This is a genomic window from Cupriavidus sp. 05T41 (assembly GCF_056396525.1).
The window spans coordinates 15,274-30,965 of record NZ_JBFTLQ010000088.1 but is presented as its reverse complement, the minus strand read 5'-3'; the positions used below and the strand labels follow the sequence as shown (position 1 = coordinate 30,965).

At 70.0% G+C, this 15,692-nt stretch carries 12 protein-coding genes; 7 read left to right on the top strand and 5 right to left on the bottom strand.

Annotated elements, in window-relative coordinates:
* The 5 genes from AC1DKV_RS33805 to AC1DKV_RS33785 form a co-directional block, all read right to left on the bottom strand.
* Nucleotides 1–254: hypothetical protein (locus AC1DKV_RS33805; RefSeq protein WP_477139063.1), on the bottom strand; the 254-nt coding region annotated here is incomplete at its 3' end.
* A 23-nt stretch (nt 255–277) separates the two neighbouring features.
* Nucleotides 278–3,310, bottom strand: coding sequence for a type VI secretion system tip protein TssI/VgrG (gene tssI / locus AC1DKV_RS33800; RefSeq protein ID WP_477139062.1), 3,033 nt, complete (start codon nt 3,308–3,310; stop codon nt 278–280).
* A gap of 156 nt (nt 3,311–3,466) precedes the next feature.
* Nucleotides 3,467–4,210 carry a histidine phosphatase family protein gene (locus AC1DKV_RS33795; RefSeq protein WP_441650459.1) on the bottom strand — a complete coding sequence of 248 codons (744 nt, stop codon included), beginning with the start codon at nt 4,208–4,210 and terminating at the stop codon, nt 3,467–3,469.
* Nucleotides 4,211–4,401: 191 nt separating this feature from the next.
* Nucleotides 4,402–5,400 (bottom strand): Bug family tripartite tricarboxylate transporter substrate binding protein, encoded by a 999-nt coding sequence (locus AC1DKV_RS33790; protein ID WP_477139061.1) that lies wholly within the window; start codon nt 5,398–5,400, stop codon nt 4,402–4,404.
* A gap of 84 nt (nt 5,401–5,484) precedes the next feature.
* A complete protein-coding gene (locus AC1DKV_RS33785) occupies nt 5,485–6,177 on the bottom strand; it encodes a TetR/AcrR family transcriptional regulator (RefSeq protein ID WP_477139060.1) in 693 nt (230 codons plus the stop codon).
* A gap of 157 nt (nt 6,178–6,334) precedes the next feature.
* Here AC1DKV_RS33785 and AC1DKV_RS33780 point away from each other — a divergent pair, with 157 nt between their 5' ends.
* The 7 genes from AC1DKV_RS33780 to AC1DKV_RS33750 all read left to right on the top strand — a co-directional run bounded on the left by AC1DKV_RS33780 (nt 6,335) and on the right by AC1DKV_RS33750 (nt 15,416).
* Nucleotides 6,335–7,099 carry an IclR family transcriptional regulator gene (locus tag AC1DKV_RS33780; RefSeq protein ID WP_477139059.1) on the top strand — a complete coding sequence of 255 codons (765 nt, stop codon included), beginning with the start codon at nt 6,335–6,337 and terminating at the stop codon, nt 7,097–7,099.
* 179 nt (nt 7,100–7,278) lie between these two features.
* Nucleotides 7,279–9,435, top strand: a complete 2,157-nt coding sequence (locus AC1DKV_RS33775; protein ID WP_477139058.1) for an acetate--CoA ligase family protein — start codon at nt 7,279–7,281, stop codon at nt 9,433–9,435.
* Between the two features lie 115 nt (nt 9,436–9,550).
* Nucleotides 9,551–10,552: a tripartite tricarboxylate transporter substrate-binding protein gene (locus tag AC1DKV_RS33770; RefSeq protein WP_477139057.1), complete on the top strand. Its 1,002-nt coding sequence runs from the start codon at nt 9,551–9,553 to the stop codon at nt 10,550–10,552.
* A gap of 47 nt (nt 10,553–10,599) precedes the next feature.
* Complete coding sequence (locus AC1DKV_RS33765; RefSeq protein WP_477139066.1) at nt 10,600–11,925, top strand: DUF1254 domain-containing protein; 1,326 nt, start codon at nt 10,600–10,602, stop codon at nt 11,923–11,925.
* Nucleotides 11,926–11,948: 23 nt separating this feature from the next.
* On the top strand, nt 11,949–13,328 hold the full coding sequence (locus AC1DKV_RS33760; RefSeq protein ID WP_477139056.1) for a DUF1254 domain-containing protein: 1,380 nt from the start codon (nt 11,949–11,951) through the stop codon (nt 13,326–13,328).
* Nucleotides 13,329–13,357: 29 nt separating this feature from the next.
* Entirely contained in the window at nt 13,358–14,326 is a 969-nt protein-coding gene (locus tag AC1DKV_RS33755) for a Bug family tripartite tricarboxylate transporter substrate binding protein (RefSeq protein WP_477139055.1), read from the top strand.
* A 106-nt stretch (nt 14,327–14,432) separates the two neighbouring features.
* Nucleotides 14,433–15,416, top strand: coding sequence for a pyridoxamine 5'-phosphate oxidase family protein (locus AC1DKV_RS33750; RefSeq protein ID WP_477139054.1), 984 nt, complete (start codon nt 14,433–14,435; stop codon nt 15,414–15,416).
* Nucleotides 15,417–15,692 lie beyond the last annotated feature (276 nt).

The window sequence follows — 15,692 nt, the reverse complement described above, 5'->3', positions numbered from 1 at the left end:
CCGTGGACGAACCACTCCATGCCCTTGGGCGCGTGGCGCAATGTCTGACGCCCCAGGCTGGTGTACCAGGCGAGTGCGCCGCCGGCGAGCCGGGCATGGCCGGCCTTTTCCATTTCCTCGTACAGCCCGTTGGCCTTGTCGAACATGTCTCCCAGAGTCTTGGCCCGCTCCAGGCCTTTGCCGGTGTAGTCGTAGATATCGGCCTCGGTGACGGGCAGCGGGGCGGCTTTGGCCGCTTCCTTGGTGCGCTCCATCTCCGCGAGGATGTCGCTCTGGTTCAGCGCGAAGCCTCGCAGGGCAAGATTGGCGCGGTCGGTGGTGTTGCCCTCCCACCATGTCTGGATGATGTCGGCGGTRGCCTTGCAACCCTCCGCGCCCAGGACGCACAAGCCTGTCTGGCCGGAAAAGTGCCAGCCGTTCGACGGGTCCCGGTTGTCGTAGACATCCAGGGCCGCGAGCAACTGCTCGCTCTGCAGCCATTTGTGGTGGTCGTTGGMGCGGCCTTCGGCCAGTGCTTCCAGCGCCTTGCATTGCTGCTCGAAGTCGGCCAGGCGGCCTGTTCCCAGCGGGCCTCCTGCTCCGCGTCGAGCACCCAGCCGCGGGTCATGGCGGCGCCGGGGTCTTCGATCTTGGCGCGCTCGATGTCGATGTAGTGTCGCGCCTCGATGGCGGCCGACTTGTCCTCGAACAGCTGCCTGACGTCGTCGAACGCCTGGGCCACCAGGACCAGGCGTTMATTGTCGAGGCCTTTGGGGTTCTTGAGGCTAAGGTAGCCTTTGAGCTGTTCCACCGCCTCGTTGCGCCATGCGTTGAGCTGCTGGGTGATGCCGATGGGATCGTGCAGTACCACCGCACAACCGCGCGCGCGGCGAGCGGTTTCCTTGAGGTCCGAGGCGACCCAGGGCGTGTGGTATTCGTAATCCGGGCTGGAGTAAAGCTGGCCGGCGAGCACCGGCGCGAGCGCCTTGTCGGTGCGGGCAATGGCGTCCGACAAGGTGCCGTCGATGATCATCGGGTCGAGTACGTCGTCAGCAAACGAGCACGTGTCCGCAATCCTCTTGATGTCGAATGACTGCAACTTGTTGCGCAGGTAGGTCTTGTCGCGCACCTCGTCCACCATGCGCTTGGTGAGGGGGTCAGGCGTGAACAGCAGGCGCAATTCTTCGATATCCTCCGGCGCTTTGAAGCAAATGGTCCAACCGCTCCGCAGTTGAATACCTTGCGTGTCGGCGATCGGCTGGTGAGGTGCATACGGCCAGATCGGATGGAATATGCCGGCGGACACGGCATGCCAGGCGCTCTCGCAGGACCAGTCCTTGCCCAGGCGCTTGACGAAGGCATAGAGATAGCCCTCGCGCAGGCTGCGCACAGCGTACCGGGCATTGAGTTTGTCGAATGCGGGGAAGTTCTTGCCGAGATTGGATGGTAGCTGTGGCGCCAGTTTGTCCAAGGCCTTCAAGTCGCCATGGGCGAGGACGGCATAGCGCAGCGGCAGGATGGCTACCTCCGTCTTGCACTCGACACAAGGACTGGGCGCTTCGTMCCTGCGCGTTTGCCGGGCAACGCGAAGTGCCTGGGACAGGAGTGTGGCAGGGGAGTTCGTGGTCATGATTGCGGCCTCCTTGGGTCTGCCTGGTGCTTCAGAGCGGCCAGCGACTGGCTCAGCGGAACCTGATCGGCGACGGCGCGCTTCACGGCATCCTGCCAGTCGCGATCGGCGGCCAGGCGTGCAGCAGGTATTGACAACCCCACCAGGACGTAGGTGGTCAGGTCTTCGTGGCGGGTGCAGCAACTGATGCGGCAACGGATCGGAAACCAGGGCTTCCCACAGGGCATCGGTCAATGTCAGCGCCGGCGGCGACGGCTGCGGCAGGCGCGCGCCGCCGGGGATGCGGCTCCAGCGCGGGTGTTCCGGCGTGGCGCCGGCAAACCGCAACTGGTTCGATCGGTACGTGCGGCCGGTGATGACCGGCTGGTCCGGKTCGCCGTCCCAGAAGTCGACGATGACCTCCTGGCCGATGCGCGGGATGGCGATGTGGCCCCAGGTGGCGCCGGCCCAGTKCTGCGCCACRCGGATCCAGCAGGAGCTGTGTTCGTCGTGCCTGCCCWGGMGGTCCCACGGGAACTGCACCTTGACCCGGCCCCATTCGTCGCAGTAGATCTCTTCGCCGGCCGGGCCGACCACGGTGGCCGATTGCGGCCCCTCGATGCACGGCMTGGGCAACGGTTCGGCGCGCCATTCGGTSCKGTCRGGGACCAGTTCGGCGGTGTAGYTGTAGYGRGTRCCTTGTTCGCTGCCGGCGCTCTCTTCGGCCTGGCTGGTGTGCTGCACGCCGTGGTGGCGCATGCGTATGGGGCGCMAGCCGTGGTTCATGTCTTCGCGCGGGTGGCCAGTGAGTTCGAAGGACAGGCCGGGCACGAGGCGCGGGTCGTCGCCCTCGACGCGGGCAAGGCGGGCGTCGCCGCGGTGGCCGCGCAGGCGCGCTTCGGTGAAGGGCTTGCCGGCTTCGTCGCGCTTGTAGCGACCGGGATAGTCGTAACGTGCGTAGGCGGACGCCTGGTGATCGAGGTCGGAGCCGAGGCGGGAATGTTCCTGGTCGTACTGTGGATGGGTGAAGGTGTAGTCGCGCTGGGTCTGGCGTGCCGTACGCACGTTCTCGGTGTAGCTGAAGCGGCGCAGGGCGGGCTCGGGCTGGTCGCCGCCGGGGGTGGGGTTGTAGCGCACGGGTCCGCCGGCGATGCGKCCCTGCACGAACAGGCGGTCGCTGTGGATGAGGCGATGGCCGTCGGCGTCGTGGCGAAAGGCAAAGTAGAAGCCTTCCTCGCGGGCAATCCGCCCGAGGAAATGCAGGTCGGTGTCGCCGGCCTGCACGCAGTACTCGCGTGGCGGGTGCTCGGCGGTGACGATCTGTTCGTAGCGGGCAGCCAGGCCATGGGCCTTGAGTACGTTCTGGAGGATCTCGGGTACGGAGAGGGTCTGGAAGATGCGCCAGTCGGAGGACAGGCGCAGGCGGGCGAGGGCGGGCTCGACCACGGCGCGGTAGCGCGTACGGCGAAAGCCGGTGTCGCCCTGCTCGAAGCGGCTGATCAGGCCGTGGACATGGCGCACCGGCTCATTACCCCGCCAGAGGGTGAGCAGGGCGGGCTGGTCGAGGATGGCGGCGAAGTTGAGGTCGGGGTCGGCATGGGCCAACTGCACGTCGAGGCGGAAGGTCTCGGAGAGGGCTTCGTCGAGATCGAACTCGATGACCTCGAAGTCGACTCCGCCGACGACGGCGAAGGTGAAGCGCAGGTCGGCCTGGCGTGGCATGGCGGATCTCCGTGCAATGCTGTGCCACGGCATGATGCTGGCGATCCACCCGCGCAGGGGTCAGAAGCGTCGGATTCTCGATGGCGATATTTCGCGATCGCGGCGGTGAAATGCTGTCGGCACGCCACCGATCGTCACAAACTTGACCACGCGAGGCTACGCGAACGTGATCGCCTGCCGCCGGTCCGCGCGCTCCAGGTGCGGCAGGTTGTTGAAGCTCAGCAGCCGCTGGGTGCCGCGCCCGGCGATGATCTCGCAGAAGGCGGTATTCCTGAACTGCAGGTTCAGCTCGATCGCCGTCTGCGCCGGCGCGCCCAGCAGGTCGGCCACGGCGCGCCCGATGGCTCCCCCCGAACTCACCACCAGCAGGGCATCCTCGCGCGTCGCGCCTTCGGCGGCATGCGCCAGGCCCGCGCGGATGCGCCCGCCGAAGTCGCCCCACGATTCCGGCATGCCGGCGAGCTGGTCCAGCGTCCAGGCCTGGTAGGCCGCGCGGAAGGTGCGCCAGTAATCGTTGTAGTCGTCGTTCTGGTGGGCACGGTGGTCCCGGCCACCGGTGTGGCTGCGGTAGAGCGCTTCGCCGTCGTACTCGTTGAGACCGGCATGGGTTTCCACGCGCGCCTTGAGCGCTTCCTGCGCGGCCGCGGCCAGCGTTTCGGCGGGCGTCTGCGCGGCCGTCTCGAGCGGCACGCCTGGCGTGCCCATGCCGGCCAGGATTTCCAGCGCGGTGTCCTGCTGGCGCGTGAGCGAACCGGCGATCACCCGCTTGAACGCGACGCCGCGCTCGCGGAAGTATTCGCCGAGCCAGCGGGCCTGCTGGCGGCCGGTGGCGGAGAGGCAGTCGTAGTTGGCGGCGCCGAAGGACGCCTGGCCGTGCCGTACCAGGAAGAGCGTTGCCATGGGGATCCGGGAGTGGGGTGATGCGCGGATGGCGCGCGGGTGGTGCGGGAATCGGCACGCGGCGCGCCGCGCGCCGCGTGGGTTGCAGCCATTGTATGGGCCTGCCATGCCGCGGCCAAGGATGCCGCGCGGGATTCATAGCGGTCATTGCTGCGCTGCATTCTGCAGCGCGCAACGCCAAGCGCGGCGGCTCAGTCCAGGGTGACGCCGGTATCGGCGGTGAGCTTCAGCACCACCGGCAGGTAGGCCTTGTAGGCGGCGGCGGCCTGCGCGGGCAGGTTGCCGAGCGGCTCGGCGCCCATCTCCTCGATGCGCTGGCTGATCTGCGCAGACTGCACCAGCGCGCTGGTTTCCTTGCCCAGGCGCGCCACGATGTCGTCCGGCGTGCGTGCCGGCGCCATCAGCGTGATGGGGCCGACCTGGCGGTATGGCTCGTCGGGATAGCCCGCCTCGGCAAACGTCGGCACGTCCGGCAGGGCCTTGGCGCGCTGGGTGCCGGCGACCGCAAGCGGGCGCAGCTTGCCGCTGGCGAAGTGCTGCTTGAGCGAAGTCACCGAGCCGATCGTCACATTGACCTGGCCGGCCAGCAGGTCGCTCACCATCGGCCCTTCGCCGCGGTAGGGCACGTGCAGGATATMGATGCCGTAGGTCTTGTCCATGTAGGCCTGGATGGTGTGCGGCTGCGTGCCGGGCCCCCACGAACCCATGCGCAGCTTGCCGGGCTCCTTCTTCGCGTAGGCGATCAGCTCGCCCACGGTCCTGACCGGCAGCGCCCCGTTGACGGTGAGCACGGTGCGCGCCATCGCCACGTCCGAGATCTGGCGCAGGTYGGTGCGCGGATCGTAGGGCAGCTTCTTGTACAGGGCCAGGTTGGCMGTGATCGGCCCGGGAATCGTCAKCAGCAGCGTGTAGCCGTCSGGSGCRGACTTGGCSACGTAGTCGGTGCCGATGATGCCGCCCGCGCCGCCCTTGTTCTCCACCACSACGGTCTGCCCGAGCCGCTTGCCGAGCCCCTCCGCCAGCGTGCGCGCGAGCGTGTCGGTCAGGCCGCCGGCCGGGTAGGGCACGATCAGGTGCAKGGGCTTGGCGGGATATCCGGCCTGGGCGTGGGCGAAGGACGCCAGCAATGCCGTGCTCGCGCAGGCCAGCAGGGCGGCCGTCTTCCCGCAGAACGGGCTGCGTATTTTCATGGCTTGTCTCGTGTGATTTTTTATGGACGGTGCGCGCCCTGGCGGCACGCACCGTTGCGCGGGCTGACCCGCCCGCGCGGGGGGTCAGGCAGGCTGCGCCAGGTAGGCCGCCACCATGCGGGTCATTTCGCCGKGCAGGCGTTCGTCGTCCAGCGGCAGCGGGCCGGCGTCGTTGAGGATGGCGTTGACCACGATGCTGAACACMGCCTGCATGGCGAAGCGCACACGCAGCTCGKCCTGCTCGGGCGGCAGCGGCAGGCGCGGCACCAGCAGCGCCACCATGCGCTCGACCACCGCCTGGCCGCTTTCGCGGTGCGGCAGCCATTCTTCCGGACGGATCGAGGCGTGCTTGAGCGAGGCCTTGATCACGCCGCGGTTGGCGTGACAGCCAAGCACCACGAAGCGCATCGTCTTTTCCAGCATCACGTCGGTCGGCACGTCGTCCCAGCGCTCCACGCGCAGGTAGCGCGAGACGGACTCGCCGGTTTCCTGCATCACCAGCGCGCGCAGTGACTCGAAGAACGCCTGCTTGTCGCGGAAGCGTCCATAGAAGGCGCCCACCGATACCTCGCAGGCCGAGGCGATCTGGGCCACCGATACGGCGGAGAAGTCACGTTGCGCCAACAGCTCGCGGCCGGCGTCCAGCAGGGCCTGCTCGGTCTCGCGGGCGCGGCGCTGGCGCGGCGGCTGCAGGATCGAGGGCGTGGCCACCTTGGGGAATGCGGCGTTCCCCTTGGTGGGCTTGGCGGCGGGTGCGGCAGAGGTCGACGCAGGCATGGAGTCTCCGTATTCGAATTTGGATTCGGTTTTTGTGAACCATATGGTTACCACGGCTTTTCGTCAAGAACCGGACTACATTTCCAATATCTGGAAATTGATTCCGTTCTTTGACACAGAAAAATGCCGCAACCAAACTGCGGAGCAAGGAGACAAGATGCATACGCCGGTCGAACAATTCATTGCCGAACGCAGGCTGGAGGACCCCTCTTTCGGTGGCCTGCTGGCCAAGGGCTTCGCCTTGCTGCGCTGCTTCATCGACGAGCCGCGGCCGCTCGGCAACGGCGAACTGGCCGAGCGCCTGCAACTGCCGCGCGCCACCGTGTCGCGCATCTGCCGGACCCTGTTCGAGCTGGGCTACCTCGACTGGGACCCCAAGCTCGACAAGTATTTCGTCGGCGCGCAGGTGCTGGCCCTCKGCTATCCCTACCTGGCCGGGCTGCAGGTGCGCCATGTGGCACGCCCGCTGATGCAGGCGCTGGCCGACCGCATGGAGGGCGCGGTGTCGATGGGCGTGGCGCACCGGCTCGACGTGACTTACCTGCTGACCTGCACGCACAACGACAACAACCCGGCGCGCCCGGGCGTGGGCGCGGTGCGCTCGGTGCTGAGCACGGCCATGGGCCGCGCCTTCCTGGCCACGCTGTCGAAGGTCGAGTTCGAGCGGCTGATGCAGGCGGCGCAGCGCGAGCGCGCCCAGGAATACGCGGCCTGCTACGACACCGTCTGCCACAACGTGGMGCACTACCCCAAGCGCGGCTTCGCCTTCAACGAGGGCGACGCCGGCCTCGCCATGCACGGCGTGGGCGATATCGGTAGCGGCATCCATGGTGTTGGCGTGTATTCGCGCATCGTCTACCTGAACCGCCCGCTGTTGTTCAACTGCGCGCCATCGTCGCCTCGCAACTGCGGCGCGGCGTGATGGAAAAGAAGGTCGCGCCGCTGCTGATGGAAATGGTGCGCGCGATCGAGTCGTCGACCGGGCTGCGGCAATAGCGGCGCAGGGCCGGGGCAAGGGACCAGACACCAAGCAACACAGGCAGCGCCGGCACAGGCGCGCATCCTGAAACAAGCCATCCAAGGCAATCCGGAGACAGAGCAATGCCAACGCTAGATTCCCTGCTGAAGCCCCGTTCGATCGCGGTCATCGGCGCATCCACCCAGGCCGAGAAGGTCGGCGGCATGCCGATCCGGCTGCTGCGCGAACTCGGCTACGCCGGACGCATCCTGCCCGTGCATCCCAGCGCCACCGAGATCCAGGGCCTGCCGGCGTACGCTTCGCTCGAAGCCGTCGGCGAGGCGGTCGACCTGGCCATCGTCGCGGTGCCGGCGCGGGCCACCGAATCCGTGATGGCGCAACTGGCGCAGAACCGCACGCGCGCCGCGATCTTCTTCACCTCCGGTTTTGCCGAAGTGGGCGATGCCGGCCTCGCCATGCAGCAAGCGCTGGCCGGGAGCGCGCGCCGGCACGGCGTGGCGCTGCTGGGCCCCAACTGCCTGGGCGCGATGAACCTGCGCGAGCGCGTGTTCGCCACCTTCTCGCCGATCCCGCTGACCGGCGTGCCGCCCGTGGGCGACGTGGGCCTGGTCAGCCAGAGCGGCGCGTTCGGTGCCTATGCCTTCGCGCTGGCGCGCGAGGCGAACCTGGGCCTGAGCCATTGGGTCACCACCGGCAACGAAGCCGGCCTGCAGGTGGCCGACGTGATCGAATGGATGGCGCACGACGACGACACGCGCGTGATCCTCGCCTATATGGAAGGCTGCCGCGACGGCGCGCGCCTGCGCCAGGCGCTGGCCGCCGCGCGTGCCGCCGGCAAGCCGGTGGTGATTGCCAAGGTGGGCACCACCGAGGCCGGAGCGCGGTCGGCGCAGTCGCACACGGCCAGCCTGGCCGGCGAGGACGCGGTCTACCAGGCCGTGTTCGACGAGTACGGCGTGCACCGCGCGCATACGCTCGAAGATTTCTTCCGTCTGGGCTACACGCTGTCGCGCGGGCGCCGCCCGGCACGCTGGGATTGCGCCGGCGGCCTGGTTTCGGGCGCGGTGGCGCCGGTGGCCATCGTCACCGTGTCGGGCGGGGTCGGCATCATGATGGCCGACCGCGCCGAGCAGCTTGGCCTGCCGATGCCGCCCATGCCGCACGCCGCGGCGCGCGCGCTGCGCACGAGTATTCCGTTTGCCAGCACCGCCAACCCGATCGACGTGACCGGGCAGGTGGTGGCCCAGTCCGAGGTGTTGCTCGATGCGCTGTCCGGCGTGGCCACCTGCGGCGAATACGGCAGCGTRGYSGCSTTCCTGGCCGGCGGCGCCAACGCGCCGCGCCTGTGGGCCGACCTGCAGCACACCATCGCCGCGCTGCACGAGAACCCCGACGCCGCGCCGTTGCTGCTGTCCGGCCTGGTCGACAACGACAAGCGCGCCTGGCTGGAGGCGCATGGCTGCCTGGTGTTCCGTGAGCCCGCGCACGCCATCGAGGCGGTGGCKGCGCTGGCGCGCGCGGCCGCGATGGAAGCGGCAGCCGGCACGCCGGCCGCGGCGCCGCCGGCACCGGCGGCGACATTCGCGCCCGATGTGCCGCAAGCCGCTGCCGCGCTGTCCGAGTTCGCCGCCATGCGCCTGCTGGCGCAGGCCGGCGTGCCGGTCGCCGCCCACGGCCTGGCGCGCGACGCCGACGAGGCGGTACGCGTGGCKCAGCACATCGGCTATCCGGTGGCGGTGAAGCTGTGTTCCGCGCATGTGCTGCACAAGAGCGATGTGGGTGGCGTGGCGCTCAACCTGGCCGACGAGGCCGCGGTGCGCGCGGCCTTCCCTGCCATGCAGGCTGCGCTGGCGCGCGCCGGCGCGGACCTGCCCTTCGAGGGCGTGCTGGTGGCGCGCATGGCGCGCGGCTGGGGCGAGCTGATGGTAGGCGTGCGGCGCGACCCGGTGTTCGGCCTGGTGGCGCTGGCCGGCATCGGCGGCACCGCGGTGGAGATCTTCCGGCAGATGGCCTTCGGCCTGGCGCCGCTGTCGCCGCAGCGCGCGCTGGCCATGCTGGAGGACAGCCGCGCGGCGGCACTGTTCGCCGGGCATCGCGGCCATCCCGCCTTGCCGCTGGCGCAGGCGGCCGATGTGTTGGTGCGGGTGTCGCAGCTGGCGGCGGCGCTCGGCCCGCGGCTCGACACGCTGGAGATCAACCCGTTCATCGTCGGCGCCGAAGGTCTGGTCGCGGCCGATGCGGTGATTACCTTGCGCGCGCCGGAGGCGACGCAGGCGTGACGGCATGAGAAACGCCAGGCATTTCCTGCCGCGCGGCACAAGGCCGGCATAGACCGGGCGCGCGCGCAGGCATGCGCCGCCGCATGGCGGCGCGAACGACAACAGGAGACACGATATGCATCCCGAAGCTGCAAGGTCCGCGCTCGCGCGCGCGGCCCCGGCGCTGGCCGCGCTGACCCTGGTGGCCGCCATACCCGCGCACGCCGCCGCGCCAGCGGCGAAATACCCCGACAAGCCAGTCCGGCTGGTGGTGCCGTTCCCGCCCGGCGGCGGCACCGATGTCATCGGCCGCCTGCTGGCGGCCCGGCTGTCGGTGGCGCTGGGCGGCACGGTGGTGGTGGAAAACGTGGCCRGCGCCACCGGCACCATCGGCTCGGCCCAGGTGGCGCGCGCCGCGCCGGACGGCTACACGCTGCTGCTCGGCATCTCCGCCACGCACGCCATCGCGCCGGCGATCTTCCCGCGCCTGCCCTACGACCCCGTGCGCGACTTCGTGCCGGTCAGCCGGCTGGCCTATGGCGGCAACGTGCTGGTCGCGGGCCCGGCCTTCACGGGCAAGGACCTGCCGGCGCTGATCGCGCAGGCGCGGCGGCCCGGCGCGGACATGGCGTACGGTTCGTGGGGCCCGGGTTCCGGCGGCCAMCTGGCCGGCGAGAGCCTCAACGCGAGCAGCGGCATCCACCTGCGCCATATCCCCTACAAGGGCGTGAGCCCGATGCTGACCGACGTGATGGGCGGCACGCTGCCGGTAGCGATGTCAGACCTGGCCGGCACGCTGCCGCTGATCCGCAGCGGCAAGGTCAGGGCGCTGGCGGTGAGCGGCTCGGAGCGCTCGGTGGCATTGCCCGAGGTGCCGACCTTTGCCGAGTCCGGCGTGCCCTTCCGCATCGACAGCTGGTACGCGCTGTTCGCACCGGCGCGCACGCCGCCGGAGATCGTCGACGCACTCGAGCGCGCCACCCAGGCCGCCATGCGCGACCCCGCCGTGCAGGCACAGGTCGAGACGCTGGGCATGCGCTTCACGGCGCAGCCGCGCGCGGACTTCGCCGTGCAGATGCGGCAGGACGTCAAGGCCTGGGCCGCGCTGGTGAAGTCCAGCGGCGCGGCGCTCGACTGATTCATGGAACCTCACCAAACCATCCGCCTGGAGCCATCCGCATGAACATGAACCTGAACATGAACGTGAACCCCGTCCTGACCTCGTTGCCCGGTGCCGCGGCCAGCCCGCAGGAAGCCCTGGTCGCCGMCGCGGCCGTGCCGCTGGTGATATATGGCTATGCCCTGGTCGAGTCGCTGCGCACCTGCCGCCTGCAGACCTCGGTMGCGGCGGCCACCGGCTACGGACGCGCCCCGGTCAACAGCCTTTCAGCCAGCGAGCGACAGTGGACGCATGAGGACCGCGACATCGTCACGCCCGCCAACGACCTGTTGTACTTCTGCGGCTGGATCAACCTGGCCGACGGCCCCGTCACGCTGCGCGTCCCGCCGCTGCCCGATGCCAGCCGCTACTACGTGGTGGAGCTGCTCGACGTCCACACCAACAATTTCKAGAATCTCGGCCCGCGCAACGTGCCCGCGCAAGGCGCGGACATCGAGCTGGTCGGTCCCGGCCAGCAAGCCGGCGGCGCGCACGCGGTGCACTGCCCCAGTTCGCTGGTGTGGCTGCTCKGCMGCGTGCTGGTGCAGGGCGAGCACGACCTGCCGGCGGCGCGGGCCTTCGAGCTGGGCTTCACGCTGGCGCGCACGCCGGGCGCGGCACGTCCCGCGAGCGTCGAGCAATGGCATGACAGCGGCCGGCCCGCGCTGGATTTCTTCCAGAACCTGTTCAACGCGCTGCGCGAATTCCCGCCCGCCGCGCAAGAGCTGGGCGCCTTCACGTTGCTGCGCAAGGCCGRCGTGCGCCTGGAGGACGAGATCGACGTGGCGGCGCTGCGGCCCGCGGTGACCGCCGGGCTGGAGCGCGCCTACCAGCAGGGCATGGCCCTGATCGAGGCCCACACGCGCAGCCAGKGCCGCAAGAGCTGGGGCTACAGCCTCAAGCTGGGCATGTACGGCGACGACTGGCTGCAGCGCGCCTGCACCGCGATGAAAGGGCTCGGTGCCCTGCGCGCCGACGAGGCGATCTACGCCATGGCGGATTTCGACGCCGACGGCCAGCCGCTCGACGGCCGGCACCGCTACGCGCTGCGTTTCGCACCCGGCATGCTGCCGCCGGCGCAGGCGTTCTGGTCGGTCTCGCTGTACGGCGAGGACCGCTTCTTCAGCGCCAACGAGGCCGGCCGCTACGCAGTGGGGGACCGCACGCCGGGCCTGCGCCTGGAAGACGACGGCAGCCTCGTGATCMCGGTCTCGCACGCGCGCCCCGCGCAGGCAGAGAACTGGCTGCCGGCGCCGGCGGGATCGTTCTACCTGATCCTGCGCCTCTATCATCCCGCCCGGTCCTTCCTGGACGGGCAGTACGCGATTCCCGCCCTGCAGCGCATCRACTGAGCCGACATCAGATGGAAGCCGACATGACCCATACCGCATCCGCCCGCGCGCAGACCATGCACGATCTCCACGACGCCGTGCGCTACACGCTGCCGCTCTATGAAATGGCGCGCATGCGCGCCGCCACCTGTCCKCGCCGCGACAGCGCCGGCCAGTTCGCCGCCAGCCAGCCCGAGTCCGCGGTGCGCTGGATCAACCACTTCATCCACACGCGCCAGCTGCTCGGCCCGCAGCACCGCCAGGTGGTCACGCCCAACAACGACACGCTCTACAGCAATGCGTGGCTGGATCTCTCGCAGGGCCCGCTGGTGCTGGACGTGCCCGACAGCCAGGGCCGCTACTACGTGCTGGGGCTGCTGGACTTCTATACCAATCCCTTCGGCTATATCGGTACCCGCACCACCGGCGGCGGGGCTGGTCGCTTTGTGCTGCACGGCCMGGGCTGGCACGGCGAGGTGCMGGCCGGCGCCACCGCCATTGCCTGCCCGACCGATGCGGTCTGGCTGCTCGGGCGCATCCTGGTGGACGGCGAGGCCGACCTGCCGGCCGTGCATGCCATGCAGGACCGGCTTCGCCTGGGCACGCTGGACGGCGCGCCGGCTGCGCGGCGCTTCGACACCGGCATGCAGCCCGGCGAGCAACTGGCCGCGGGTACGTTGCAGGCGCGCCGCTACGCGGAGATCGTGAACCAGGCCCTGCGGGACAATCCGCCGCCGGCGGCGGAGGCCGAGCACGTTGCCGGCTTTGCGCGGCATGGCATCGGGGCGCGGTGCGATGCGAGCGGGCTCGACGACGCGGCCGCGGCACGCCTGGGCGCCGCCATCGGCGAGGTCCTGGCCGAACTGGCCACGCCGCTGCCGTCCGACCTGGGCGGCGGCTGGACCTTGCCGGTAGAGATCCGCGCATCGTTCGGCACGCGTTACGCCGAGCGCGCGCTGGTGGCGCGCAACTACATCGGCGCGCTCGGCGTGGAAGAAGCCATGTACGTGATGGCCGACCGCGACAGCGCGGGCGCGCCGCTGGACGGCCGCAACGGCTATGAGCTGGCTTTCGCCCCTGGCGGGCTGCCGCAGGTGGGCGCCTTCTGGTCGCTCACCATGTACGGCAAGTCCGACTGCATGCTGGTGGAGAATGCGCTGGCGCGCTATTCGCTGGGCGACCGTTCGCCGAGCCTGCGCACCGACGCCGATGKCGGCATCCGCCTGCACCTGTCCGCCGCGCCGCCGGCGGACCCGGCACGCCACGGCAACTGGCTGCCGGCGCCGGCCGGCCCGTTCTACGTGACGCTGCGGCTCTATGTGCCGGGCGACGCGCATCTCGGCAAGACCTTCGCCTATCCGCCGATCCGGCCGGTGCCCGGCGCTGCTGCCGCATTCGTTGCATCCATTGCCTGCGAGTCATGATGAGAGCGCATCCCTGTTTCGCCGCGCGCATGCGGCGTGCCGMACGCCATGCCGCCGTGCTGTGCGCGGCCCTTTCCATGCTCGCGCCAGCGCATGCCGAGGAGTACCCGTCGCGCCCGGTGCGCGTGATTTCGCCCTACGGCCCGGGCGGCTCCAACGACACCTCCGCGCGCCTGCTCAGCGAAGGGCTGAGCCAGAAGTACAAGCAGCAGTTCGTGGTGGAGAACAAGCCGGGGGCCGGCACGCGGGTGGCGAACGAACAGCTCGCGCGTGCCGCGCCCGACGGCTACACGCTGCTGTGGGCGGCGGCGCCGTTCGCCATCAACACGGCCGCCGGACTCTCGCAGCATTACGACATCCACAAGGACTTCGTGGCGGTGGGGCCGCGCGTGCTGGGGCCGGTGTTCCTGATCGTCAAGGCGGACTCGCCCGTGCAGTYGGTGGCGGACTTCGTGCGCATGGCGCGCGCCAGGAAKGAAGGCGTGACCTTTGCCTCKCCCGGTGTGGGCTCGGGGCCGCACCTGACCGCGGAGCTGTTCGCCGCGCAGGGGAAATTCAAGGGCCTGAACGTGCACTACCGTGGCGACGCCACCGCCTATACCGAACTGCTGGCGGGCCGCGTCGATGCCACGCTGACCGCCATCACCACCGCCTTGCCCTTCATCAAGGCCGGCAAGCTGCGCGTGATCGCGGTCGCCTCCGAGCAGCGCACGCCGGTCTATCCGCAGGCGCCCACCTTCGGCGAGCAGGGCTTTGCGGGCGTGGTGGGCTACGGCTGGTTCGGGCTGATGGCGCCCGCGGGCACGCCGCCGGCCATCGTGCAGCAACTCAACCGCGACGCCAATGCCGTGCTGGCCGATGCGCAGATGCGCAGCAAGCTGATCGGGCTGGGCCTGCAGCCCGAGGCCGGCAACGGCGCGGCCTTCGCCAGCTTCATCGACGCCGAGGTGGGCAAGTGGGGGGCGGTGATCAGGTCGGCGGGCATCGTGCTGGAGTAGGATGCGGGCGGCGCCGGCCGCCTGCCGGCCTATAGTTATAGCGCCCGGGCCGAKGAGGGCAAGATGCCTGCTGCCGCAGGCAGGCCCGGGCAGCAGGGAGCAAGCGTTGAACTTTCAATCGTGGCCGCACGCCGAATCGCCGTTTCATGCCGGAGAGCACGCGGCCCAGCAGCGCGCCGGCAAGCGTGGGCAGATGGAAGCTGCCGGCCGGCAGGCGATACGCCCGGTGCTGTCCGAGGCGCATCGCGCCCACTTCGCGCGCCTGCCTTTCGTGCTGCTCGGCGCCGTGGACGATGCCGGCATGCCCTGGGCCACCATGCTGGCCGGCGTACCCGGCTTCATGCAGTCGCCTGAACCCGGCCTGCTGCGCATCGGCGTGCGCCTGCCGGCGGACGATCCGCTGGCGCCGGCGCTGCATGCCGGAGCGGATGTGGGCGTGCTCGGCATCGAACTGCACTCGCTGCGCCGCGTGCGCATCAACGGCACCGTGGCGGCGGCGGACGACGCCGGGCTCACGGTGGCGGTGGTGCAGAGCTATGGCAACTGCCCGCGCTATATCCAGCTGCGCGAGTGGCGCGAGGCCGCCGCGCAAGACATGGCGGCGGCCGCCCCCGCGCTCCATGCCGACACCCTGGACGCTGCCGYGGTGCAGGCGCTGCGCGCCGCCGACACCATCTTCATCGCCACCCACCACCGCGACGCGGCGTCCGCTCGCAGCGGCGGGGCGGACGTCTCGCACCGGGGCGGCAAGCCCGGCTTCGTGCGGGTGGACGATGCCCGCACGCTGACCTTTCCCGACTTCAACGGCAACTATTACTTCAACACCATCGGCAACCTGGTGGCCAACCCGCGCGCCGGGCTGCTGGTGCCCGATTTTGAGAAGGGCGGCATGCTGCACCTGAGCGGGCGGGCGGAAGTCGTCTGGGACGGGCCGGAGGTGGCGCGCTTCACAGGCGCCGAGCGCCTGGTGCGCCTGCTGGTGGAGCGCGTGGTGTGGCGCCCGGGGATCCTGCCGCTGCGCTGGCGGCTCGAAGCCATGTCGCCGGTGCTGGAGGAAACCGGCAGCTGGGAGGACGCCGGGGGGCATTGAGCAGGATGGGCGCGCGCCCTTTGTTGTATTCAGCATACGTTTACACCCCGGTCCGGGCATGGCCGGCCGCGCCGCGCCTTGCCCGGCAGCCGGCCGGTCATCCCGCGCAACGGCCCGCCGGGCGGGCGGCGGGGCCGGCACGGGGCGGTCCGGCGCCCTGCCGGCCCCGCCTCATCAGTGCAAGCGCCGCTGTTCAAGCCGGGGCAATTGCCCTATCGTGACGCTCTTTCCCCKCCGTTGCGGCGCGGGTTGCGCTGTCGGCTGCGTTTCGCGCCG

Bases quoted from the DNA above. Each gene is read 5' to 3' on its own strand.
- AC1DKV_RS33795 (WP_441650459.1), bottom strand. From the start codon at position 4,210: ATGGCAACGCTCTTCCTGGTACGGCACGGCCAGGCGTCCTTCGGCGCC.